At 45.4% G+C, this 24,591-nt stretch carries 17 protein-coding genes and 1 pseudogene; 13 read left to right on the forward strand and 5 right to left on the reverse strand.

The genetic code is table 11. The features are described from left to right. Positions 1-142 precede the first annotated feature (142 nt). Together NLX74_RS22240 and NLX74_RS22245 are read left to right on the forward strand one after the other, a co-directional pair. The gene (locus tag NLX74_RS22240; protein ID WP_235306272.1) at positions 143-2,143 is read left to right on the forward strand and encodes a methyl-accepting chemotaxis protein; all 2,001 of its coding nucleotides are present in this window, start codon (positions 143-145) and stop codon (positions 2,141-2,143) included. Positions 2,144-2,289: 146 nt separating this feature from the next. After that, a complete protein-coding gene (locus NLX74_RS22245; RefSeq protein ID WP_254330254.1) occupies positions 2,290-4,851 on the forward strand; it encodes a hybrid sensor histidine kinase/response regulator in 2,562 nt (853 codons plus the stop codon). A 5-nt stretch (positions 4,852-4,856) separates the two neighbouring features. On the opposite strand, the gene NLX74_RS22250 is transcribed toward NLX74_RS22245, so the two are convergent. After that, positions 4,857-5,543, reverse strand: coding sequence for a response regulator transcription factor (locus NLX74_RS22250; protein WP_061831656.1), 687 nt, complete (start codon positions 5,541-5,543; stop codon positions 4,857-4,859). Between the two features lie 591 nt (positions 5,544-6,134). Between NLX74_RS22250 and ectB the strand changes: the two genes are divergently transcribed. Next, the gene (gene ectB, locus NLX74_RS22255; protein WP_061831657.1) at positions 6,135-7,397 is read left to right on the forward strand and encodes a diaminobutyrate--2-oxoglutarate transaminase; all 1,263 of its coding nucleotides are present in this window, start codon (positions 6,135-6,137) and stop codon (positions 7,395-7,397) included. An 88-nt stretch (positions 7,398-7,485) separates the two neighbouring features. Here the strand turns inward: ectB and NLX74_RS22260 are convergent, their stop codons facing one another. The 3 genes and pseudogenes from NLX74_RS22260 to NLX74_RS22270 form a co-directional block, all read right to left on the reverse strand. Beyond that, entirely contained in the window at positions 7,486-8,004 is a 519-nt protein-coding gene (locus NLX74_RS22260; RefSeq protein WP_069291891.1) for an NAD(P)H-dependent oxidoreductase, read from the reverse strand. 168 nt (positions 8,005-8,172) lie between these two features. After that, on the reverse strand, positions 8,173-9,297 hold the full coding sequence (locus NLX74_RS22265; RefSeq protein ID WP_254327411.1) for a GGDEF domain-containing protein: 1,125 nt from the start codon (positions 9,295-9,297) through the stop codon (positions 8,173-8,175). 95 nt (positions 9,298-9,392) lie between these two features. Beyond that, positions 9,393-9,680: pseudogene (locus NLX74_RS22270) on the reverse strand (glycosyl transferase); the annotation flags it as partial. A 192-nt stretch (positions 9,681-9,872) separates the two neighbouring features. On the opposite strand from NLX74_RS22270, the gene NLX74_RS22275 reads away from it, so the two are divergent. Both NLX74_RS22275 and NLX74_RS22280 read left to right on the forward strand, forming a co-directional pair. Continuing rightward, positions 9,873-10,607: a thioesterase II family protein gene (locus tag NLX74_RS22275; RefSeq protein WP_254330256.1), complete on the forward strand. Its 735-nt coding sequence runs from the start codon at positions 9,873-9,875 to the stop codon at positions 10,605-10,607. Positions 10,608-10,626: 19 nt separating this feature from the next. Then, positions 10,627-11,481 carry a sugar phosphate isomerase/epimerase family protein gene (locus tag NLX74_RS22280; protein ID WP_254330257.1) on the forward strand — a complete coding sequence of 285 codons (855 nt, stop codon included), beginning with the start codon at positions 10,627-10,629 and terminating at the stop codon, positions 11,479-11,481. A gap of 91 nt (positions 11,482-11,572) precedes the next feature. On the opposite strand, the gene NLX74_RS22285 is transcribed toward NLX74_RS22280, so the two are convergent. After that, positions 11,573-11,941 carry a DUF423 domain-containing protein gene (locus NLX74_RS22285; RefSeq protein ID WP_250268271.1) on the reverse strand — a complete coding sequence of 123 codons (369 nt, stop codon included), beginning with the start codon at positions 11,939-11,941 and terminating at the stop codon, positions 11,573-11,575. Between the two features lie 316 nt (positions 11,942-12,257). Between NLX74_RS22285 and NLX74_RS22290 the strand changes: the two genes are divergently transcribed. From NLX74_RS22290 to NLX74_RS22325, 8 genes are all read left to right on the forward strand, one after another. After that, the gene (locus NLX74_RS22290) at positions 12,258-15,206 is read left to right on the forward strand and encodes a glycoside hydrolase family 48 protein (protein ID WP_254330318.1); all 2,949 of its coding nucleotides are present in this window, start codon (positions 12,258-12,260) and stop codon (positions 15,204-15,206) included. Between the two features lie 134 nt (positions 15,207-15,340). Beyond that, on the forward strand, positions 15,341-15,844 hold the full coding sequence (locus NLX74_RS22295) for a ferritin (RefSeq protein WP_013310291.1): 504 nt from the start codon (positions 15,341-15,343) through the stop codon (positions 15,842-15,844). A 290-nt stretch (positions 15,845-16,134) separates the two neighbouring features. Further along, positions 16,135-16,683 carry a GNAT family N-acetyltransferase gene (locus NLX74_RS22300; RefSeq protein WP_254330259.1) on the forward strand — a complete coding sequence of 183 codons (549 nt, stop codon included), beginning with the start codon at positions 16,135-16,137 and terminating at the stop codon, positions 16,681-16,683. 55 nt (positions 16,684-16,738) lie between these two features. Then, positions 16,739-17,857: an LLM class flavin-dependent oxidoreductase gene (locus NLX74_RS22305; protein WP_254330264.1), complete on the forward strand. Its 1,119-nt coding sequence runs from the start codon at positions 16,739-16,741 to the stop codon at positions 17,855-17,857. A 216-nt stretch (positions 17,858-18,073) separates the two neighbouring features. Next, the gene (locus tag NLX74_RS22310; RefSeq protein WP_254330266.1) at positions 18,074-20,101 is read left to right on the forward strand and encodes a S9 family peptidase; all 2,028 of its coding nucleotides are present in this window, start codon (positions 18,074-18,076) and stop codon (positions 20,099-20,101) included. 112 nt (positions 20,102-20,213) lie between these two features. After that, positions 20,214-21,317 carry a DNA alkylation repair protein gene (locus NLX74_RS22315; RefSeq protein ID WP_254330272.1) on the forward strand — a complete coding sequence of 368 codons (1,104 nt, stop codon included), beginning with the start codon at positions 20,214-20,216 and terminating at the stop codon, positions 21,315-21,317. 177 nt (positions 21,318-21,494) lie between these two features. After that, a complete protein-coding gene (locus NLX74_RS22320; RefSeq protein ID WP_254330273.1) occupies positions 21,495-23,084 on the forward strand; it encodes an acetate--CoA ligase in 1,590 nt (529 codons plus the stop codon). A gap of 47 nt (positions 23,085-23,131) precedes the next feature. Then, positions 23,132-24,364 (forward strand): aminopeptidase, encoded by a 1,233-nt coding sequence (locus tag NLX74_RS22325; protein WP_254330275.1) that lies wholly within the window; start codon positions 23,132-23,134, stop codon positions 24,362-24,364. Positions 24,365-24,591: the final 227 nt, after the last annotated feature.

The raw sequence follows: 24,591 nt of genomic DNA on the forward strand, positions 1-24,591 counted from the left end.
TTATATCTTTTATGTCCAAGCGTTTTAGCAGCAGATGTGAAAAATGTGAAAGTGAGTCTGTCGGGTGATTGTCGTCATCGGCAAGACGAAGAGGTTCGCCATAGGTTAGGAAATCCAGGTAATGAAATGGAGATGTTTATTAATGAAGAAGTTATCGGGGAAAAAGTGGCTAGTCGCAAGGATGCTCAGCAAAAATTTTAAAACGAAGCTAATGGTCGCCTTTATTGCATTTCTGATTTTACCGTCCATGATCGTGGGGGCTTTGTCGTTTGTGAGCGCTAGTCAGCAGATTCGAAACCAGATTGAAGAAAGTGCCGAGCAGGCTATCATCCGCACTAATTTTATTATTGATAGTACTATTGAACCCAAGGTACATGACGCAGAATATTTTGCAGAAAGACTAAAAGGCAATCGGGTAGAGACGGAGGAACAAGCGGCCAAACTGGAAGAGTTTTTTAAGCAATATGCTGCACTTCATCCTGAAGCAGAATCCATTTTTTATGGTACGAAGGACGGTAAATTTACAACCTATCCACAGAAGCAATTACCGGATAATTATGATCCACGAGTCAGACCTTGGTACGATAAAGCGATAAAGGAGCAAGCAAAGACAGCGATTAGTTCTCCCTATCTTTCGGCAAGCTCGAAGCAAATGACGGTTACGGTGTCCAAGGCAACGTTAGATGGATCGGGTGTTATTGGCATTGACCTGAAAATAAGTGGTATTAAAGAGACGTTGAACAATATTAAAGTAGGTCATGAGGGTTATGCTATATTGCTGGACAGCAACCATACTTACATTGTACATCCGACGAAGGAAGCAGGCACCAAAATTACAGATATTGAATCACGCATGTTTCAGAGCGATACTGGTGAATACGAGTATGAGTATGAAGGACAGCCCAAATATATGAACTATGCGACTAACAAGCTAACTGGCTGGAAGATAGGCGGAACGCTATATTTGTCTGAAGTCGATGAGGCAGCAGGACCGATTTTGATCAGCACTTTACTAACCATCATCGGTTGTCTTGTGATTGGTATTATCATCGTTTATTTCCTGATCCGTTCCATCATCAAACCGATTTTAAAGTTAAAAGAACAAGCGGTAAATGTGAGCGCCGGAGATCTGACACAGGACATTCAAGTAAAGAGCGAGGACGAGATCGGAGAATTAGGAGTGGCTTTTCAAAATATGCAGAATAACTTGCGATCTGTCATTCAGAACGTAGGGAACAGTGCAGATCATGTGGCAATTTCTTCGAATGAACTGACAATAAGCGCGGAACAAACCAGTGCTGCAAGTGAGCAGGTGTCCCAGGCTGTGCAAGAAATAGCCAGTGGTGCAGAGAAGCAGACTACAGGGCTGGAAAATAATTCGGTGGCCCTCGATGAAATTGCACAAGGAATCACCCAAATCGCTGAACGCTCGATTTCGGTAGCCGATTTGGCCAAACGATCTGCCTTGCAAGCCGAGGAAGGACGAAAGTCTGTTGAGCAGACAGGTGAGCAAATGAATTCCATTCATCAATCAGTAGAGCGTTCCAACCAGATGATTCAAACCTTGCAAGCCCGCTCTCATGAAATCGGTGAAATTACGAAGGTTATCGGCGATATCTCCAATCAGACAAACCTGCTGGCATTGAATGCAGCTATTGAGGCAGCCAGAGCGGGTGATCATGGAAAAGGCTTTGCCGTCGTTGCTGATGAGGTGCGCAAGCTGGCAGAGCAGTCTCAGACATCCGCCACACAGATTGCCACCTTGATTGCCGAAATTCAGCATGAAACCGAAACAACAGTGAAGACGATGGACAGGGTTACGACTGAGGTGCAGGATGGACTGCAGATTTCCAAAGCAACCATTGTCAAGTTGGGTCATGCGATGGAAGGCATTCGAGAGACAACACCTCAGGTAGAGGAGGTCGCTGCGATTGCACAGCAAATATCAGCCAGTGTACAAGAGATTGCAGCGACAGCCAACGAACTTGCGACGATTGCAACCGGTAATGCCGCCACATCTGAGGAAGTTGCCGCCTCCTCACAAGAGCAGCTGGCTTCCATGGAGGAAATATCAGCTTCTGCACAGTTGCTTTCAACCATGGCTACTGATTTGAAGGTGATGATCAGTCGTTTCAAATATTAAAACGAGCTTGAACCCTATGGAATCTATAGTACAATGAATGCTCGGGACAGTTCTTTAAGCCTTATGGCATAAGGAATCTGTCCTGAGTTTTTTTATATTTTCGATTTATTGTACAAAACATGGAAGATTATAAGGGGGGCGAACACTTGGTTCGAGATTTAATGCTATGTGCTATCGTGATATTATTGTTAGTTTTGATTTTTCAGCGTCAGCTTGTTCGTCAGACGATCGCAGGTGTATTTTATGGAGTGGCAGGAATTCTGCTCTTATGTATTGGTATAAGTGATAAAACACTGCTGACCTGCTTGCTGGAGCTAGGGATTGGTCTAATGTTCATGACTCTGTTTGTGCACACTTTAACCACCGCTAAGTATACATATGGACAACGTTTGTTAAACAAAGACCGTGATCTGCTGAATTTACTTCGGGTCCAACCGGGTTTTACCTTCAGGCTGGAGAAAAGTGGTGATGAATTTTATTATAGGCTGCTTGAAGGGGAATTGCTAGAGCGCGTAGGTCTGAATCTGCAAGTCAACTACAACAAAAGGGAGCATGTGAAGCGTCTCGGGGACATATTGGAGCTTTCCTCTGAAACGATGGAGCAGCTTAGTCAATACTACAAGCAAGCCTGGTTTGGTGATCGAGCCGTATTTGAATTGGAGTTTTGGGAATATTCGGCTCTCATTACCTTACATCCGGTTAAGGAGGACGGGATTACTAGGTATGTTATCGGTCACGTGTTGGATATTACAGAGTATAAAGCCTCCGGGCAGAAGAGAATGGAGATGGACGAGGCTAACCATGCGAAAAGCATTTTTTTGGCTCATATGAGTCACGAAATCCGCACCCCGCTGAATGGAATCATCGGTCTGTCAAAGCTATTGAATAAGACTGAACTGACTGCCGTTCAAAGAGATTACCTCCACAAGCTTCTTGCCTCCTCGCGTACCCTTTCATCCATGCTCAGTAACGTATTGGATTTTTCCAAAATGGAAGCCGGCAGTCTGGAGCTGGAAAAGGTAGAATTTGAGCCGGAAAAAATGCTTCGGCATCTCGCAGATACCGTTGGAACTTTGCTGGAAGATAAGGAAATAGAGATCGTATTTATAACGGACCTGGCGTTACCGAAAAGGTTTAAGGGAGATCCGCTTCGAATGGAGCAGGTGCTTTCAAATCTTCTGACCAACGCCATCAAGTTTACGGATCAGGGACATGTATTGTTACAGGTGAAAATGCTCAGTCAGCAGGGCGGACGAGTAGGCGTTTCTTTTATGGTAGAAGATACGGGAATAGGAATTTCCGAGACGTGTATGGACAAGCTATTCGTCCCTTTTATCCAGGCGAGTACCTCAACCAGCCGCAGATATGGGGGCTCTGGGCTGGGTTTGGCCATTAGCAAGCATTTGGCTGAAGCTATGGGCGGGAAAGTAGAGGTGAAAAGCCAATTAGGAGAGTACAGTCAATTTTACTTTAATGTCGAGTTGGATACCGGGGAATTGAATGCGGGAAGCACACGAATAGAAAAACAAATCAAAGGCAAAGCCTTAATTGTTGCGCAGCATGAACTGGTGAGGTACAGTTTGAACGAATTACTGCAAGATTTGGGGCTAAAACCATTCACTATTTCATCCTTCCAAGAAAGTATGGACGCTTTTCAAAAGGGTGAGCATTTTGATTTTGTTATCATTGATATGGGGATGGAAGGTTTTAGAGAACTGGACTCCCGGAGGCAATGGCTTCAAATGCTGGATAGGCAGATAACTCAGATCATTGGACTTACAACCGTGTTTCAGATGGAAACCATAGCTGCTGGGGACATGGATCATAGGATCGATGCCTTTTTGTCCAAGCCTGTTACCCGGAACGCTCTGCTGGAGGTTCTCTGCTGGAAGAAGGAACAGTCAGTGCCTGTAGATGGTAATACTCTGGAGACTCATGTGACCATGAGTTCCCGCAATGAGATGGGGGATACAACACAGAAGTATCAAATTCTCATAGCAGAGGATAACGAAATTAACCAGGTGGTGATTACCGAGTTTTTAGCAGAGCGTAACTTTGAGGTAACGATGGTCACGAACGGAAGAGAACTAATAGCGTTACTGGAACTGCGTTACTGGGATATGGTGTTGCTTGATCTGCATATGCCAGAGATGGATGGTTTTGAGACGGCGAGACATATTCGGAGAAACAAAGCTTTTAACAGGCTTCCCATTATCGCTTTTACCGCTGATGCTGTGCAGCATGAACAGGAAGTTTGTCTTCGTGCCGGTATTAATGCCGTGCTTCTCAAGCCTATCCATGAACTGACCGCTGCTAGAGTGTTAACTAGTTGGATTAACTTAGCATGGCTGCAAGATTTACATGGTATTCACGCAGATCAGGCGATAGCCGCTATGGATGGCAAGGTGTACATTTTTCAATTTGCCCTTTATAAATGGATTCAAGAATACCAGCATCTTGATAAGAGAGTACTGAAAAAAATGGGCAATGGGCAGTTATCTTCTGCTCTTCGATTAATCCACTCGCTTAAGGGAGGAACGGGGAATCTATGCGCGGCAGAGCTGCTGGCAAAGGTGATAGAGCTGGAAAAGGCATTGAAGCGCAGCGATGAAACCTCAACAGGTGAACTGTATCCAGACTGGAAAGAGCAACTCAGTATGGTTCAGAAGGAGATTAATCAGATCAAGTCATCACTTCCCTGGAGCTGACCGTATTATTGCATAAATTTGTAGCCGATTCCCCAGATGGTCTTGATCAATTGCGGTTTCTTAGGGTCTTTTTCAATTTTTCTGCGTAAATGGTTAATATGTACGTCCACAGCCCTCTCATTAATAAAGGAGTCTGTGCCGCGGAGAGCTTGAATCAAAGCATACCTGCTGAATACAATTCCCCGGTTCAAATAAAAAAGCTTCATGAGCTCAAATTCTGAATATGTTGTCTCCACATTCTGTCCGTTAACGGTAATCATTCTTTTCGCTAGATCCAAAGTAATGCCCGTTTCAGGTTCAGGTGCTCTGCCTCTTCCTTGCAAGCGTGTGATTTCAATACGACGGAAAAGAGCCTCCATCCGTGCTTTTAGCTCTTGCATACTAAAAGGCTTGCAAATATAATCATCTGCTCCCAACGTAAGTGTACGAATGCGCTCTGATATGTTGTTTTCTGTAGAAATCACGATGATGGGCACGTCCGTATGCTTGCGTATCAGTGGGCAGGGATTTATTCCATCCAAATCTGGAAGCAACAGATCCAACAAAATAATATCGGGCTGTACGATCTCAAGCCTAGCAATACCCTCAGACGCTTGTTCCACTCGAGTAACATTGTAGTCTTCTCCTGTTAAATACAAGGAAAGGGTATCTCCCAGCATATTGTCATCTTCAATAATTAAAACATTAGACATGATCATATTTCCTTATCTTTCTATCAAATTCGAGCGAAATAGTTAGGATAACTGCAATGTTTACAACAAGTTTTTGGCAGGTCCTGTTGATAGAGTAAACTCCTTTGGACAGTCTGTCAAAAGATCAGGCTTGTTGTGGCAATCCTGTGGACAAATAGTCCAGATATATATCTATTTGATATGGAAATGTACTATTTTTGAGATTTATTTCTATAATACGACAATTTTCGTTTTCTTATAACAATATACTACAAGGCGTTGATGATAAATTACAAAAATTTAACAAAACACCTCAGAAACATGCATTGACTTAAATGAAAATTATGGTATTTTATTACATAGGAGTTGACATCCTCTGATAGGCCTCTTAGAAAAACCCACTATTTAATCTTCTACTAACTTACTCTCAATGTGCTATCTCTGTATTTAATTTTCGTACTTTAATTGTTCTTGCGATCATACTTATGATTCTTTGGTGTGGATATCCCATTGTGAATTCAGACTGTCTACTCTTTTAGATTACATATTTACATTTTTTTGCTTTCCATGCTTGTATTTTTTAAAATCAGGTCAGCGGGAGGACGAGAGATCATGAACACATTCGAAGTGCTGGAGTCCAATGTAAGATCCTATTGCAGAAGTTTTCCAGTTGTTTTCAACAAAGCTAAAAACGATGTACTGTACACGGAGGCAGGCAAGGGGTACATTGACTTTTTTGCCGGTGCAGGGGCTTTGAACTATGGGCACAATAATGATTTTATGAAAAACCGGATATTGGATTATTTAACTTCCGATCGGATTATGCATGGTCTGGATATGTACACGACGGCCAAGCAAGAGTTTATGGAGTCTTTTTCAGAGCGTATTCTCCAGCCCAAGGGCTTGAATTATAAGCTGCAATTTTGCGGACCGACCGGAACCAATGCAGTGGAAGCAGCACTGAAACTTGCACGCAAGGTGAAAAACAGAAATGGTATTTTCGCTTTTATGGGTGCGTTCCACGGAATGTCGCTGGGTAGCTTATCTATTACCAGCAACAACTCCATGCGAGAGAGCGCAGGGGTACCCCTGAACAATGTTACCTTTATACCTTATAACAGTACATTTAACGGAATGGATACCATTTTGTATATGGAGCAGCTTTTAACAGACACCCATTCGGGTGTGGAAAAGCCTGCCGCGATCATTTTGGAAACGGTACAGGCTGAAGGCGGTATTCATATTGCAGAGACCGAATGGCTGCGTGATTTGCGACAGCTGTGCGATGATCATGATATTTTGCTCATTGTTGACGATATTCAAGTCGGTTGCGGCCGGGTTGGATCGTTCTTCTCATTCGAGCGGGCGGGAATCGTTCCTGATATGGTTGTTTTGTCCAAATCGATCAGTGGATACGGATTGCCAATGTCTCTGTTGCTACTCAAGCCAGAATTGGATATATGGAGTCCGGGTGAGCATAACGGTACTTTCCGTGGAAATCAGCTTGCTTTCGTCGGGGCAAAGGCTGCGCTGGAGTTCAGAGATACGGTAGAGCTGGAAGCACAAGTGAAGGAAAAAGAGGCTTTTGTTCAGCAGTTCTTGCGTGAACATATCCAATCGATAGATCCTCTTATTGAAATTCGTGGCATGGGATTGATCTGGGGGATTGATGTGTCTCATCTGGGAGAAGCGTTCGCCAAGGAGGTAGCGTCTCTCTGCTTTAGTAGGGGACTCATTATTGAACGTGCTGGGCGTAACGATACGGTAATTAAAATTATGCCAGCGTTAACGATAAGCTTGGAAAACTTGCGTAAGGGCTGCGAAATTATTAAAGAAAGTATGGCACAGGTAACCAGTACCTTGGTTACGATGTAAATCGATCAGTAAAGCCCCTTGGCTGGAGCTGCCGTCTGCTGTAAAGCAGGTATGGCGGGCGCCGTCCAAGGGGCTTTCTAGTAAAAAATTAAGAAATAACCGTTTGCGCGTATTTTTGTGCGGATTGTTCTAGTTGCTCATCGGTCAATACTGCAGCACCATATTGTACGAAATAAGGGAGCAATTTGACACCAATCATATGGGCTGTAGCTTCCAGAGGTCTCAACAGCTCTTCGATCGTATACCTGTTCCGTCCGTCATGTTGATAATTTTCCTCAACGCTGGCAGCAGACAAGGCGATCAACAACTCTTTGCCCTGTAGCTTGCCACCTTCGCTTCCATAAGCCCAGCCGTAGGTTAGAACCTTATCCAGCCATTTTTTCAGCAGGGAAGGAGTGCTGTACCAGTAAAAAGGGAATTGCAGAACGATACGGTCATGCTGCTCTAGCAGTTCCTGCTCCTGGGCGACATTGATTTGCTCATCTGGATATACTTCATAGAGGTTGTGAACGGTCACGTCGGATTGTTTCTTGAGTTCTTGCACCCATCTTTTGTTAATGCGAGATTGCGCAAGATCAGGGTGAACGACAATAACGAGGGTTGACATTTAAAAACCATCTCCTTCGAACTTATTTATTGTAAGTAAATAACCAATACATATGTAACAATTTTAGTTTCAACTTATGGAATTGTCAACTCTATTACATTTTAAGCTCTATATTCAAAAGACTCCGGCAAGCTCATGCCGGAGTCCATCAAATGAAGTGTTTTTACATTAAGCGATATGATTAAGAGCAACAATTTTGTTTTTCCCAGAGCGCTTAGCTTGATACAGATAGTCATCTGCTTGCTGAAAAAATACATCTTTATCTTTGTTCATTTCCTCTGTATAGCTTTTCAGTCCAATGCTTACGGTTACAGAAACGAGCTGCAATTTCTCCTGAAAGGTCATTTTCTCCACTTCACGCCGGATGTTTTCGACGATCTGATAAGCTTCTTCGAAAGTATGCTCGAACATCAAAATAGCAAATTCCTCACCGCCATAGCGAGCTGCAATGTCATTTGCGGTAATCTGTTCTGTAATGATTTGCGAGATGCCTTCCAAAATTTTATCTCCGAACTGGTGTCCGTAAGTGTCATTGATCTTCTTGAAATTATCAATATCCACTAACGCCAGATGGATGATCGCGCCTTGTTCGGCATATTCGAGTGCTTTTTCATAAAAGTTTTGAAAGGACAAATGATTGTACAGCTTTGTCAAACCATCAGTCATTGACATTTTGCTGATAATCGCGTTACTGATCATTAATTCCTGTTGGGCACGCTTTGTTTTATACAAATCCACTAACAAATCGCGGCCGCTGGCCTGAATAATGAGAGCAAGAAAGGTGGACATAATTAAAAAGGTTGGAATCGCCACGATATCAAAGTCTGACAAATAGCTGCGGAATGATTCATCTGCTGCCAGCAACAGAAAAAAGACGACCACTTGCAATACAAAGGAAAGCCATATTAAGCGACGATTGAAGAACAGAATAGAAGAGAAAATAGGCAACAAACATAGCGCAGGAATAATCCGGATATCATAATTTAGGCGAATAATCATCCAGCAAATGACGGTGCTTGCCATAAACAGGATCGCAAAAGAATACCTGTTAAATTTAAAATGAGCCAACTCTGCCAGTAAGTTGGAACCACTCATGATTAGCGTGGGAATAATAAGGGTTCCGACGTAAAATTCATAAGGCGAAGCGTGGTAATCAAGAAATAAGTAGCTGCCCAGCTGGACGATAAAATGTACAGCTATAATCATCCAATATAGTAATAACATTTTGCGCACCCAGCGGGCTTGTTTTGTTTTGTAATCCATGGTTTGAGTAAGCCGTTTTGTCTTGTTCATGATGTCACCACACTTAATGTATCTTTAGCCATTCTCGTATTATAAGATACTATGTGATGAAGTTGAAGCTAATTTTTTTGAAGGCCATGAACTTGTTAGCCTAGCAACACTTTTACTTGGTGGATAGCCCCGTCCCCTGCAACCGACAGGGTATTATTCGTAAGGACGGTGCCATCTAAGGTAACTGTAACTACACCCTTGGAGACATGCTGTGGATTCGTGATATGAATCACGTAGGTATCACCGCGGAAGACACGGGTGACTGTGAATTCGTCCCAGGCTGTAGGAATGCACGGATCAATACGCAGACCATCCCATTCAGGCTGAATACCGAGAATGGATTGAGTAATAGCTATAAAGTTCCATGCCGCTGTACCCGTCAAAAGACCCAACACATGATTATATTCGAAGATAAAGCCGTTCTTTCTTTAGAAAGACATTTCCTGCCTTATACAAAATGTGCTTGATTTTCTCAAGCATTCTTCTGGAATTTGCAAAATATTTGAAATGGGTAAATATACCTTTTTATGCTAAAATGAAAAAGTTAGAACTTAGCAAGGCAGGAGGTTGCAAGAATGGCACCTATCACATTATTTTTTATCCCGTATGCAGGCGGATCGGCGTCGGTCAGCTTCAAATGGAAAAAGTTGCTACTTCCGCAGATCAAGCTTGTTCCACTGGAATTAGCGGGCAGAGGTATTCGTTCTGGGGAACCGCTAAAGGAAAGCATTGAGGAGATGAGCGAGGATCTGTTGCACAAGATCAGCGAAGAGATAGCCCCGGGCGATCCTTATGCCATATACGGACACAGTATGGGGACGATGATCTCATTCGAGCTGTACTACAAGCTGGTGGCGAGTGGATATGGAAAGCCTGCTCATCTGTTCGTTTCAGGTGGACGGGCACCGCATGTCCCAAGAAATTCCCCGTGGTTACACGATCTGCCCGCAGATCAGTTCAGGACGCATTTGCAGCGGTACGGTCAGCTTTCGGAAGCGATTTTTGACAATCGGGAATTATACGACTATTTTATGCCAGTGTTAAGAGCGGATTTCAAAGCTGTCGAGTTGTATAAGTACATGGCTAAAGCCGCACCTTTACATTGTTCTATCACCGCTTTGACGGGAATGACCGATAACACGGTGACCTTACAAGATGCGGAGGCATGGGCACACCATACGGATCAGCAATTTCGTATGTTTACCTTTGAGGGAGGACACTTTTTTATTCATGATGAAGTGGAACGGATTACGCACATCATCAATGAGACCTTGGAGCAGAGTACGGTAACAAGTACCATACAACAATAAAAATAAGAGGTGATTTTTAGTGACAGTAGGTGTATTGGCACATTTGTTTGGCAAGTTGCCTTATCGTGAATTGGCTGCAAAGGTAGGCGCAGCGGGCTTTACTCATGCTCAGCTGGCTCCGTGGAGAGCGATCAGTGATGTAGATTTTAATAAACCGGGTAAGTTCAATCCGGGATTGGCACTGTCTATCGCAGAAGAATTTCGTAAGCATGGTGTATCCATATCAGTGCTCGGGTGCTATTTACATTTTTTTATACAGGATGAGGAATTGCTGCGTGAAAATGTAGAGCGCTTCAAAGAGCTGATCCGATATGCAGGTCTGTTAGGAGCACCAATGGTTGCAGCTGAAGTCGGACGTAATGAGGACGGTACCGCCTATACGGATCGTGACTGGAGAGTTGTAAGGGAAGTAGTGCGTGAATTAGCAGATGAAGCGGAGAAGTGGGGCGTATTCGTAGGATTGGAAGCTGCAAACGATCACTTGGTCGGAACCGCCGTAGAGTTGGCTACCTTTCTGGAGGAAGTACCTTCTTCACACATCGGTGTTGTGATTGATCCGGGTAATCTGCTGAAAACGGAAAATCTGGCGCAACAGGATGAGATCATCCGCGAAGCTTTCCAACTGCTGGGCCCCCGGATTATCGCAGCGCATGCCAAAGACCGGCGGTTGTCATCGTCAGGTGAAATTGAGACGGTGCCGCCGGGTTTTGGAGACATGAACTATGGCCTCTACATGGAACTACTGGAGCAGTACAAGCCGGGGGTTCATATTATTATGGAAGCTGCTCAGGAGCATGAGATGGCTGAATCCAGACGTTATATCGAAGGTCATCGGATAGCCGCTCAGAAAGCGCAACAAGTGCAGACGAGATAGTGCATTCTTTCATATAATCAGGAATGCTACGTTAATAATTGAGAGACTTGGAAGCGCCTCCTTTTCCAAGTCTCCGTTCCTTTATCCTTCTTTAACCTTGCACAACCGCCACGATTACAATGACCCAGCTTGCCAAAAAAGCCAACCCGCCAATGGGGGTGATTGCCCCAAGCTTTCTCACACCGGATATACTAAGGGCATACAGACTGCCGGAAAACAGGAGAATACCCACCAGCATAACCCAACCTGCGGTTACGATGAGAGAAGAATGGACAAGGCTGTCAGCAAGAACTCCAAGCAGTAGCAAACCCAGTCCATGAGCGATTTGATATTGAATTCCTGTCTGGAATATGCTGAGCATGTCTGCGGAAAGTCTTTTTTTCAATGCATGCGCGCCGAACGCTCCCAGAGCTACGGCTAAAAACATCACGATACAACCAAGCAATAGCAAAATTTTCATGTTTTAACGCCTCCCTGTGAAATAGTACCGATTCCAATCGATTTCGTCAATTTTCCTTGTGAATCTCTAAACTTATAGAATTTTTCGACTCTCATCTGGCGCCTAGTATGATATATTTTTTCCAGGGCCAATGCGAAGCATTTGGAGCAATAGACAGCGTGTCCTCCACCTTTTTTACGGGAAAGTGAGGTGATGATGCTGTCTTTTTATGCTGTCGTTTTTCGGAATAATATCTTGTGTAAAGCCAAAATTGATAATGGAGAGGATGAATGCAAAAGTGATCAGGAGAAAATCCGTGTTCAGGAAATCTGTCTCTATGGTCATGTCAGCCATTTTGGTACTTTCGTTAACCTTGGGCTTATTTCAGGCAGGACCCGACCGTGCATCAGCCGCAACACCGGAATCGACACGTTTTCTACAACTATATAAACAGCTGAAGGATCCGGCTAGCGGATACTTTTCAAAAGAAGGCATCCCTTATCATTCCGTTGAAACGCTCATGAGCGAGGCTCCGGATTACGGACACTTAACGACTTCGGAAGCGTACAGCTACTGGATGTGGCTGGAAGTGCTGTATGGTCATTATACCGGGGATTGGGGACATTTGGAATCCGCATGGGACAACATGGAGAAATATATCATTCCTGTTAATGAAGGCGACGGTAAGGAAGAACAACCGACAATGAGTAACTATAATCCGACCAGCCCCGCCACTTATGCCGCAGAATATTCGCAGCCGGATCAGTACCCAAGCCGCCTGAGTGGTCAGTATGGTGCTGGCAAGGATCCACTGGACTCTGAGCTGAAGGCAACCTATGGCAACAACCAGACTTATCTGATGCACTGGTTGTTGGATGTGGATAATTGGTACGGCTTCGGCAATCTTCTGAATCCGTCGCATACAGCTGCCTATGTAAACACCTTCCAGCGTGGGGAACAGGAATCAGTCTGGGAGGCTGTACCGCATCCATCACAAGATAATCATAAGTTTGGCAAGCCTAATGAAGGATTTATGAGCCTGTTCACCAAGGAAAATAATGCCCCGGCACAGCAATGGCGTTACACGAATGCCACCGATGCAGATGCACGGGCAGTCCAAGCGATGTACTGGGCAAAGGAATTGGGATATGACAACTCCGTATATTTGGATAAAGCCAAAAAGATGGGAGACTTTTTGCGGTATGGCATGTACGATAAATACTTCCAGAAAACCGGAAGCGCTTCCAATGGAAGTCCTATTGCTGGTACAGGCAAGGATGCCAGTCTTTACCTGATGGCATGGTATACGGCTTGGGGCGGCGGACTTGGCCAAAGCGGCAACTGGGCTTGGCGAATTGGTGCCAGCCATGCGCATCAGGGCTACCAAAATGTCGTCGCAGCGTATGCGTTGTCCGATCAAGATGGTGGATTAATACCGAATTCACCAACGGCGGGACAGGACTGGGCGACCTCGCTGAAGCGCCAACTGGAGTTTTATACTTGGCTGCAATCCGATGAGGGGGCCATTGCAGGCGGAGCGACGAATAGCTGGGATGGTGCCTACAAGGCTTATCCATCTGGCACAAGTACCTTTTATGGCATGGCTTATACAGGGGCTCCTGTATATAACGATCCACCGTCGAACAACTGGTTCGGGATGCAGGCTTGGCCTGTCGAGCGGGTTGCCGAGCTGTACTACATTTTAGCCAAGAAAGGGGATACTTCGTCCGAGCAGTTTAAAATGGCTAAACAAGTGACGGAAAACTGGATAGCGTGGTCCAAGAACTATGTATTTGCCAACGAACGGCCTGTGACTGATGCACAGGGATACTATTTGGACGCTCAAGGTAAGCGTATTCTGGGTGGCAAGAATCCGAAAGTGGCTACTACAGCAGCTAAAGGGGAATTCTGGCTGCCGAGCAATCTGGAATGGAGCGGAAAGCCTGAAACCTGGAGCGGATTTGCCAATCATAAAGGGAATACCAATCTCCATGTGGTAACAAAGAATCCAGGGCAGGATGCCGGAGTGCTGGGCAGCTATGTTAAAGCACTTACTTTTTTTGCTGCTGGAACGAAAGCTGAAAAAGGAGACTATTCCGAGTTAGGCAAGGAAGCTAAGGATCTGTCTAAAGCTTTGCTTGATGCTGCCTGGGGTTATAACGATGGTATAGGCATTACAACGAAGGAAGCGCGCGAGGATTATTATCGCTATTTCACGAAAGAAGTGTATATTCCGAGCGGCTGGAGTGGTAAGACTGGACAAGGCAACACGATCCCTGGCACAGACGCTACACCGTCTGATCCGTCCAAAGGCGGTAATGGTACGTATTCCAGCTATAGTGACATCCGGCCTAATATCACTAAAGATCTGCAATGGTCTTATCTCAAAGATAAATACACGACTTCTTGGAACAATCAGACCAAAAAATGGGATAAAGGCGCTCCAGAATTTACGTATCATCGTTTCTGGTCCCAAGTGGATATGGCAACGGCTTATGCCGAGTATGACCGTCTCATTAACGGTAGTGGACCAACCGAGCCGACAGCTCCCAAAGCTCCGGCAAATGTGAAGGCAAATGCAGGGGATGCTCAGGTTACACTGACCTGGAGCAAAGCGACGGGTGCCGATAGCTATACGGTCAAGCGCTCGACAACCAGTGGTGGCCCTTATACCACAGTAGCAACCGTAACAGACAGCACTTACAAGGATACAGGAGTGGTGAATGAAACCACTTATTATTATGTGGCAAGTGCAACAAATTCTTTAGGAACCAGCCCGGATTCTGCCGAGGTCAGTGCCAAGCCTACGGCAGCACCCATTCCAGGAACGGGAGATGTGATTGCCCAATACCGGGTGGGTGACACCAACCCGGAAGATAACCAGATTCGGCCACTGTTCCGTGTAGTAAACAAGGGTAAAGAGGCAGTTGATCTGAAAAATGTCAAGCTGCGATACTATTACACTGTAGATGGCGACAAGTCACAGGAATTCCATTGTGACTATGCACATTTGGGCAGTAGTAACGTTCAGGGACGTTTTGTGAAACTGGATAAGGCCGTTACAGGCGCAGATTATTATCTGGAAATCTCCTTTGGAGCTGGTGCGGGAAGTCTGGCAGCAGGGGAAAACACAGGGGATATTCAGATTCGCATGAACAAGGCGGATTGGAGTAACTATAACGAAAGTGATGATTTTTCCTATGATCCAACCAAGACATCTTATACGGATTGGGACAAAGCACCTTTGTATATAAACGACAAACGTGTCTGGGGGCTGGAGCCTTGATTGTGAACTGATTGTGGAAATTGCGGACGGAACGTGAGAGCACTGAATTCACTTCCGTCCATTTTTTTGTGATCGGATTCGTGATACACTATGATCGTTACATCACTACATACATGACCGAGGTGACCTGAGACATGAATGACAATTTGGCACAGGCTCTGAATGAGCAAATGAACTTTGAATTTTACTCCGCTCACGTATATCTGGCGATGGCTGCTTATTGCTCCAGTGAAAGTCTGGATGGGTTTGCAAACTTCTTCCTGGTACAAGCTGAGGAGGAACGGTTTCATGCGATGAAACTGTATAAATACATTAATGACCGTAGAGGACGCGCCACATTGGCTGCATTGCCGGAGCCGAAAAATAGCTACGATTCCATGCTGGACGTATTTGAGCATGGCTACAAGCATGAGCAGCAAAACACGCAAAAATTTTATCATTTGGCTGACTTGGCCCTCGATGGACGCGAGCATGCAACGATCCATTTCCTGAAATGGTTTATTGATGAGCAAGTCGAAGAGGAAGCTCTGTTCGACAGTGTTATCCAGAAGCTTAAGCGCATTGAAAGAGACAGCAACGCCTTTTATATGCTGGACAGCGAGTTTGCCAAACGCAGCTTTACTGCCCCTGCGGAGTAATACAGTATACATGGTTTGTTTTGAATGCCGGAGCTAAGACCAGCATTTTATTCGTCTAGAAAGTAGAGGAGCCCGATTTTCGGGCTTTTTTGCGTTTTGACTTTAATTAACGAATTCCCATCTTTCGAGGGGCTATTGTTATTTTAAATGGAGTTATAGAAAAAATTAATTTGTCGCTGAATGGTGAGCATGCTACAGTTATGTTAACTTTTATATCTTATTAAATAGATGGGAATAGTTATATAGTGGTTCACTCGTTTTATAAAAACATTAGAAGGAGGCGGGTTAGTATGAGTGAAATCTATCGTCTGGCACTCCAGGAGGACGCAGAAAGATTGCAGTATGTGACGTATGAGGCGTATGAAACAATTCGGCAGTTGGAGCTTCAATGGCCTGCCGCTCAGGCAGACGTTGCTCTCATTCAAGAAAACATTAAAAATAATGATTGCTATGTGCTGGAAGTAGACGGTGTTATTCAGGCTACCGTTAGCCATCTCAAAAATAGAGCCCTTAATTTTATAACCGATCTACCGTTTGTGATGTGGTTTGCTGTAGACCCGGCTGCCCAGGGCAAAGGATATGGGAAAAAACTGCTGAATTGGGTAGAGCAAACGATTATTCGTGACAAGGTCGGTGCTCCTGCTGTGACACTGGCGACTGCGGAAAAGCATCCCTATTTGCTATCCATGTACGAGCGTTGGGGATATGAACGTATCCATGCTTTTGACCATGGAACAGGGGACGGGACGATGCATTTACTGCGTAAAGTGGTGAATCCTGAATTATTCTCCACCTACATTCGTGAAAAAAATGAAGCCGAGACAGCTAATCGAAATTAGACGCGATCATAGGGAACGAAGAAGCCGATTCGTTCGCAGAAGGGGGCAGGAGCTTATGAAGTTTGTATTATTCAGCCTAATGGCTAATCTGCCTAATGCGATTACCGGAGAAGCCCGGAGTTCGCAGCAAAAATTCCAAAATGTAATAAAGCAGGCTGTGCTCGCAGAGGAGCTTGGTTTTGATGCGTATGGTGTGGGGGAGCGGCATGGTGCGCCTTTTTTGTCGTCTTCACCTCCACTCGTTCTGACCGCTATAGCAGCGAGAACTGAACGGATTCGTCTGCTGACGATGGTAACGGTGCTTAGTATTCTTGACCCGGTACGCGTAGCTGAGGATTATGCGACACTGGATCATTTATCGGGTGGAAGATTAGAACTGATTATCGGAAAAGGCAATGATCCACGCCATTATCCGTTGTTTGGAATTACGGAGGAAGCACAGTGGGAGTCGCTAGCAGAACGCTATCGTTTGCTCAAACGGCTATGGAGCGAGGAAGAGGTTACGTGGGAGGGCAGCTATCGGTCCCCGCTGTATCAGGTCACGACACAGCCACGCCCGTATCAACAGCAAATTCCGATATGGCATGGAAGTGCCTCAAGTACATTATCGACGAAGCTGGCTGCACAATATGGAGAGCCGTTATTTTCCTCAAATTCTTTCCATCCTCAGGCCAAGTATAAAGCCATAATTGATCATTACCGTGAACGGCTGGCTTATTACGGTCATGATCCTGCTCGGGCCGTAATTGGTGCCGGAGCCGGGAGTTTGTATCTGGCGGATACAGACGAGGAAGCGATCAGACGCTATCGCCCGTATTATGATGCATACCACTCGACGACGGCGGCTCAGCATAATCAATCCCCGTTTACAAGTTTGGAGGACAATATCCGCAACGGTCCAGTTCTGATTGGTTCTGCGGACAGCGTTCTTGAAAAAATACGAAACTATTATACTGCGTTCGGCCATCAGGTACTTAGCATAAGCGTGGATGGGCTTGAAGAGCAGGAGCAGCTTGAACAGTTGCATCGGTTTGCCGAGGATATCATCCCTGTGCTGCGGCGAGAGATTCCCAGCACTATTTGGCAGCAGGTGCCGAACCTACACAAAGAAAATGGATCACTGGCTGCTATTCCTAAAGGTGCTCCCTCCATTTCTCCTATTTTTCAGTTGTGATTGATGAATAACGTTACCCTCTCTCATGAAAGCAACCGAAGTAGCGGTGTTTTCGGGTCGATAGCGACTGAGAGAGGGGCTTTTTAGTTTTAAACAAATTGACAGAGATACATAAAAAGAGTAACGTAATTGTATATTTATTTAAATCGCATAAAATTCATCGGATTAATTAAAATTTAAAGATGTGGAATCTAATGATATAAAGGAGGAATTTTTTTGAGCGACTCACAATCTAGTACGACCAAGCGCTGTATAACAGCCGAGGATTTATATCGACTTCACTGGGTTAGCGATCCAGCTATTCATCCTCTCAGCAGTGAAATCGCTTACGTAGAGCAGCATATTAATAAAGAGCGGACAGATTATAACTCAGGAATTTGGCTATTATCGTCTGAAGGCGCTAGCGCAGTACCCTTTACATATGGACCCAAAGATGAAACGCCTGTCTGGTCACCAGATGGAACACAACTAGCTTTTCTCCGTACAACAGACGGCAAGCGCCAGGTATGGATTATTCCGAAACGCGGGGGGGAGGCACGCCAGCTTACACACGTAGAGAACAATGTTCATTCATTAGCCTGGTCTCCTGATGGGACCTGCATATCGTTTGTAGCTAAAACGGCCGAGAACCCGTCAAGCCCTACATCCGATGGAGGAACTCAGGAGGCACAACTTAAGGGACGAGTCGTTAATCGAACGAAAGCTAAATCCGACGGATATGGACTGTGGGATGATACTCGTGATCACTTGTATGTAACAGATGTGACTTCGGGGTACACAGTTCAACTGACTTCCGGCGCTTATGATGCGGCGGAGCCTGTGTGGTCACCGGATGGTCAACGTATTTTATTCGTCGCCAGAATAGCAGAGCATTCGAACGAGGATACGGATTTACGTAAGCAAAATGATTTGTTTACGATAGCTCCTGCGACTTCAAATGGTGATGCAGCAGCACCGCTTAAGTTGACCCATTCTGAACTGCACATCGAGAGTGCTGCTTATTCTCCCGACGGTTCAACGATTGCCTTTTACGGTCATGATCGACATGCCAAAGACGCTACACAGACCCGACTGTACACGGTTCCTTCCAGTGGGGGGACGGCAGTATGCGTTAGTGAGACGCTTGACGCTCACCTCGGTAACGCGGGTATGAGCGACATGCGTTCACATCTTCATGTAGGACCACCACGCTTCAGTGCGGACGGTCAATCCCTGTATACGCTGGTAACCCTTGAAGGCAATGTACACGTATATCAGTTTGCGCTTGATGGAACTTTTAAAATTTTAACCCAGGGAGAACGGGAAATTTATCAATTCGAGCTTACTTCGGATGAGCAGCATATCATTGCCGCTTCCACCGATGTAGCTTTACCAGGTGATTTGTTCCGGATTGCGATTCATTTAGGAACTGAGGAACAGCTGACACGAGTGAATGATTCTCTGCTTGATGAGATTGAGATCAGTGTGCCTGAGAGCTTCTGGACTGAGGTTGAGGATGGACGACGGGTGCAGGGATGGGTGATGAAGCCTGCTGGGTTTAAGGAGGGGGTATCTTATCCTGCTATTTTGGAGATTCACGGTGGTCCTCATGCCATGTATTCCAATTCTTTTTTTCATGAATTTCAGTTGCTGGCCGCTCAGGGATATACAGTCATCTATACGAATCCGGGAGGAAGCCGAGGGTACGGACAGTCTTTTACCAATGTCGTCCTTGGAGATTACGGCGGACGCGATTACACCGATCTGCTGAGCGCAGTGGACGAGGCTATACGTCAATTTCCATTCATTCATCCAGAAAGGTTGGGTGTAACAGGAGGAAGCTATGGTGGCTTTATGACAAACTGGATTGTCGGCCATACCGATCGTTTCCGTGCAGCTGTGACCCAGCGATCCATATCTAACTGGCTGTCCATGTATGGAGTGAGTGACATAGGATACTCGTTTACTGAGGATGAAGTCGGCGGGAATCCGTGGGACGATTGCGAGCTCTTGTGGAGGCAATCTCCGCTGGCTTATGTGCAGCAAATCAACACACCGCTGCTCATATTGCACGGGGAGCAGGATCTGCGATGCCCTATAGAGCAGGGAGAACAGCTGTTTACAGCATTGCGTCGCTTGGGGAAACCTACGCAATTTGTCCGTTTTCCAGCTTCAAGTCACGAGCTTTCACGAAAAGGGCACCCGCAGCTTCGCGTGGAACGACTGCAACGTATTACCAATTGGTTTGTCCAACACGAATTATAAGTAAATCGCTTTCTTGTATTAATGTAAAAATGTCAGGTCCTAATCACAGGACTTGGCATTTTTAGTATGCCTTGCTACAATTCTCTCAACCTCATTCAAAAGGAGATATATAATGGCCGAGCCCTTAAAAAATATGTACACGGAGAATTTTCTTCAACTATTCGGTGAAAAAGTACAGTCTGCGTACATACCGTTCGATACCAACGGATTCATCCATCAAGTGATGGATGAAAAATGGGATGAACTGGAGCTAAAAGAACGAATACGGCGTATTTCGTTTACATTAGGGGCATTTTTGCCCAGCAATTATGAAGAAGCTCTGGATATTCTTTTTGCTATAGACGAGCATTGCAGTGGTTTTCCGTACTTGTTTTTCCCCGATTTTGTGGAGGTGTATGGGCAGGGAGAAGAGCATTGGGACCTGTCCATGAAGGCACTGGAGCGCTTCACATCTAAATCCTCTGCGGAGTTTGCCGTGAGACCCTTCCTCCTGCGTGAACCGGAACGGATGATGCAGCAGATGACGACCTGGGCGGGACACCAAAGTGAACACGTTCGCCGTCTTGCCAGCGAAGGCTGCCGTCCACGGCTACCCTGGGGACAGGCATTGCCTGTGTTTAAGCGCGATCCTGCTCCAGTATTGGCCGTATTGGAATTACTGAAGACGGATCCTTCGCTATATGTACGTAAAAGTGTAGCCAACAACCTGAACGATATTGCCAAGGATCATCCTGATGTGGTCATTGCTACGGCTCAACGGTGGAAAGGGACACATCCTGACACCGACTGGATTGTGCGTCATGGCTGTCGGACCTTGATTCGCAAATCCATACCCGAAGTGATGGCAATGTTTGGCTATGCGGATGAAACAGACGGGGCGCCGTTAGTCACTGATGCCTCTTTCAGCACAGACCCTGCCTTGCTAAGGCTCGGTGATAACTGTGAGTTGAGCTACGCGCTTCAGCTTCGAGAAGGTGACCCAGTACGAGTCCGTATCGAGTACGGCATCGATTTTGTGAAGGCGAGAGGACAAGTCTCACGTAAACTGTTTTTGCTATCTGATAAAACGGTCCCCGGAGGAACGCGTCTTGCAGGTACACGGACACACCGTTTTGCAGACCTGACAACTCGTCGCCATTATGCGGGAGAGCATCGGATTGCGCTGCTCGTAAACGGGCAGGAAGCAGCTTTTACAATGGTAGAACTCCAGTTGTAGATCACGATAGCGGTGAAGAAAAAGAGCCTGAAATCAGGCTCTTTATTTTTGTCGTTCGCTTTACCAAATTTATTTTTTTCCAAAAAAATGATCCTGGTATTAGAACCTGGTACTAAGACGTGTTATACTACAGTAAGAAAGTGGATCTCATCTTATGTATAAAGGGGAAGGTATAATTTGACAGATCAACAACAATGGCTTGCGCCTGAATATTACAATATGACTTCGGAAATGGAACACCATGATGCTAGTAAAACTGCACTCAAGTGGCTGAGTGAGACAGGAGAATACGAAGAAATCACCTACGGAGAGCTGTTGAAAAAGGCTAACCGGCTGGCTGGAGGACTGGCAAATCTGGGATTTAACAAAGGTGACAGGGTTCTGGTCGTAGTACCACGGCGTATTATTGCGTATGTAATTTATCTGGCCTGCTTGAAGCTGGGGCTTGCTGTCATTCCATCTTCAGAAATGCTACGTGCCAAGGATATTGCATATCGTCTTCGCCATTCGGAAGCGCGTGCAGTCATTGCCTGGACGGGAGTAACAAGCGAAGTGGACAAAATAAATGATGATTTGCCTGCTCTGGATTATCGTATCGTGGTCTCCGGGGACGACACGGCAGATGTATCTGGCTGGCTCGTGCTGAATGAACTGATGGATGGACAGGGAGATACTTTTGAAGCTGTAAAGACACACCGTGACGACATGGCCATTCTGGCCTATACTTCGGGCACCACGGGAAATCCTAAAGGTGTTGTACATAGCCATGGCTGGGGATATGCCCATCTGCGGATAACATCACCATGGTTGGATATTCGAGCTTCAGACGTAGTATGGGCTACAGCTGCACCAGGATGGCAAAAGTGGATTTGGAGCCCGTTTTTATCTGTACTGGGGAATGGAGCGACCGGATTCGTATATAATGGTCCGTTTCGTCCGGGTCGCTATTTGCAGTTCATGCAGCAGTACGGAATCCAAGTGTTGTGCTGTACGCCGACAGAATACCGGATTATGGCGAAAACGGATGGTTTGGATCAATATGATCTATCGCAATTGCGCAGCGCAGTTTCTGCGGGAGAGCCTCTCAATCAGGAGGTCATTAATAAGTTTCAGGAGCAGTTCAACATTACGATTCGTGACGGCTACGGTCAAACAGAGAGCACATTAATTATTGGTAATTTAAAGGATGCACCTCTGCGCACAGGCTCGATGGGCAAATCTATTGCAACGGGACTCGTTGAGGTCGTAGACGAGGATGGCATTCCACTGGCTCCGGGGCAAGTGGGCGATATTGCGGTACGCGCTGATCTGCCGGCATTATTCCATACGTATTACCATGATCCAGAACGCAAATTAGCTAGTGTCCACGGAGATTATTTTGTTACGGGAGACCGAGCTCGCAAAGATGAGGATGGATATTTCTGGTTCGAAGGACGTGGGGATGATATCATTATCAGTTCTGGCTATACCATTGGTCCTTTTGAAGTAGAGGAAGCGCTTATGAAGCATGACTCCGTGCAGGAATGTGCTGCTGTAGCCAGCCCTGACGAAATCCGTGGACATGTTGTAAAAGCTTTTGTCGTACTCAAAGCTGGGGTAGAAGGATCACCGGCGTTAGTGAAGGAACTGCAACATCATGTGAAAACATGGACGGCGCCTTATAAATATCCACGTAAAATAGAGTTTATTCAAGAGCTTCCTAAAACTAGCTCGGGCAAAATACGAAGAGTGGAGCTGCGTGAACTGGAGAAGCAATCCGTACTGTAGTGATGAAATCATTCAATATAATCAAAAGGGAACAGGAGCGTGGAAAAATGAGTACATTTGAATCATTGTTGGAGCAATACGCAGAACTGGTCGTAAGAGTAGGGGTTAACATTCAGCCCGGACAGGTGTTTTTGGTAACTGCACCACTGGAAACTGTTGAGTTTACACGCCTGATTGTCAGCAAAGCCTATGAAGCAGGCGCTAAATATGTACAGGTAGAGTTCGAGGATGATTCCATCATACGTAGTCGTTTTGAACATGGTGACGAAGCCAGCTTTGATTACTATCCTGCTTGGAAGGCAGAAATGATGGAGAAATTTGCCGAAGAGGGTGGAGCCACACTAACGATTAAAGTACCGAACCCGGATTTATATCAAGGCATTGATCCACAAAAGGTATCTCGTGCGACTAAGGCGGCAGCTACGGCGAGAGAAGGTTTTTCTAAATATACCCGAAATCATAAAATTAGCTGGTGTTTGATTAAAGCGCCGACGAAGGCTTGGGCCGATAAAGTATTTGCAGATGTAGCAGAAGAGGATCGTATACGTGTCATGTGGGATACAATCTTCCAAATGAATCGTGTAGATGGCTCTGATCCTATTCAGAATTGGCAGAAACATTTGAAAAACCTTGAACAGGTACAAGACAAGCTGAATCATAAAAAGTATAAAAGCCTCCATTATCGTGCACCAGGAACAGATTTGAGAATTGAACTGGCTGACGGGCATATTTGGCGCAGCGGTGGTGGTGAGAACGAGCACGGAGATTATTTTGTCGCGAATATGCCGACAGAAGAAGTGTTCACGATGCCTAAGCGTAAAGGTGTCAATGGTCATGTCACAAGTACAATGCCACTCAATTTAAATGGACAACTGGTGGATCGCATAACGTTTACCTTTAAGGACGGTAAAGTCACTGAATATACAGCAGAATCCGGCGAGCAGCATCTGACTCATTTGCTCGCTACGGATGAAGGGGCCAGCTATTTGGGAGAAGTTGCACTGGTGCCGCACGATTCACCGATTTCCAATCTCAATCGCATTTTTTACAATACAGGTATCGACGAAAATGCCTCCTGCCACTTGGCTCTAGGCAGTGCGTATCCATTTAATATGGAAAATGGGACACAAATGAACCGGGAGGAGCTGCTCCAGAACGGTGCCAATGTCAGCCTGACTCATGTGGACTTCATGATCGGCTCAGCTGAGCTGGATATTGACGGCGAATTGCAAGACGGAAGCAAAGAAGCCGTGTTCCGCAAAGGAAATTGGGCTATTTAGGCCTTTTTTCAATCTCCATTCAATCGACCCGCAAACGATCTCATTCGTTATGCGGGTTTTTCTATTTCCTAAATCTTAAATTGCTCCTTGTTTTGTGAAATATAAAGTGCTAAACTGAGTTCAAACAGTAATTTAAACAACGTTTTAATTATTGTTTAAAAAGTCATTTACATAAGATCGTCCCATTTCATTCATCCGTTATGATTGGACGAAACTGGAGGAGGAAA

This window comes from Paenibacillus sp. MZ03-122A (genome assembly GCF_024213325.1).
In the GTDB taxonomy this organism is placed as follows: Bacteria; Bacillota; Bacilli; order Paenibacillales; family Paenibacillaceae; genus Paenibacillus; species Paenibacillus polymyxa_B.

What these genes read in the sequence shown, in the direction of transcription:
- NLX74_RS22240 (WP_235306272.1), top strand. Translation starts at nt 143, where the DNA reads ATGAAGAAGTTATCGGGGAAAAAGTGGCTAGTCGCAAGGATGCTCAGC.
- NLX74_RS22250 (WP_061831656.1), bottom strand. Translation starts at nt 5,543, where the DNA reads ATGTCTAATGTTTTAATTATTGAAGATGACAATATGCTGGGAGATACC.
- ectB (WP_061831657.1), top strand. Translation starts at nt 6,135, where the DNA reads ATGAACACATTCGAAGTGCTGGAGTCCAATGTAAGATCCTATTGCAGA.
- NLX74_RS22260 (WP_069291891.1), bottom strand. Translation starts at nt 8,004, where the DNA reads ATGTCAACCCTCGTTATTGTCGTTCACCCTGATCTTGCGCAATCTCGC.
- NLX74_RS22265 (WP_254327411.1), bottom strand. Translation starts at nt 9,297, where the DNA reads ATGAACAAGACAAAACGGCTTACTCAAACCATGGATTACAAAACAAAA.
- NLX74_RS22275 (WP_254330256.1), top strand. Translation starts at nt 9,873, where the DNA reads ATGGCACCTATCACATTATTTTTTATCCCGTATGCAGGCGGATCGGCG.
- NLX74_RS22285 (WP_250268271.1), bottom strand. Translation starts at nt 11,941, where the DNA reads ATGAAAATTTTGCTATTGCTTGGTTGTATCGTGATGTTTTTAGCCGTA.
- NLX74_RS22290 (WP_254330318.1), top strand. Translation starts at nt 12,258, where the DNA reads ATGGTCATGTCAGCCATTTTGGTACTTTCGTTAACCTTGGGCTTATTT.
- NLX74_RS22295 (WP_013310291.1), top strand. Translation starts at nt 15,341, where the DNA reads ATGAATGACAATTTGGCACAGGCTCTGAATGAGCAAATGAACTTTGAA.
- NLX74_RS22300 (WP_254330259.1), top strand. Translation starts at nt 16,135, where the DNA reads ATGAGTGAAATCTATCGTCTGGCACTCCAGGAGGACGCAGAAAGATTG.
- NLX74_RS22305 (WP_254330264.1), top strand. Translation starts at nt 16,739, where the DNA reads ATGAAGTTTGTATTATTCAGCCTAATGGCTAATCTGCCTAATGCGATT.
- NLX74_RS22315 (WP_254330272.1), top strand. Translation starts at nt 20,214, where the DNA reads ATGGCCGAGCCCTTAAAAAATATGTACACGGAGAATTTTCTTCAACTA.
- NLX74_RS22325 (WP_254330275.1), top strand. Translation starts at nt 23,132, where the DNA reads ATGAGTACATTTGAATCATTGTTGGAGCAATACGCAGAACTGGTCGTA.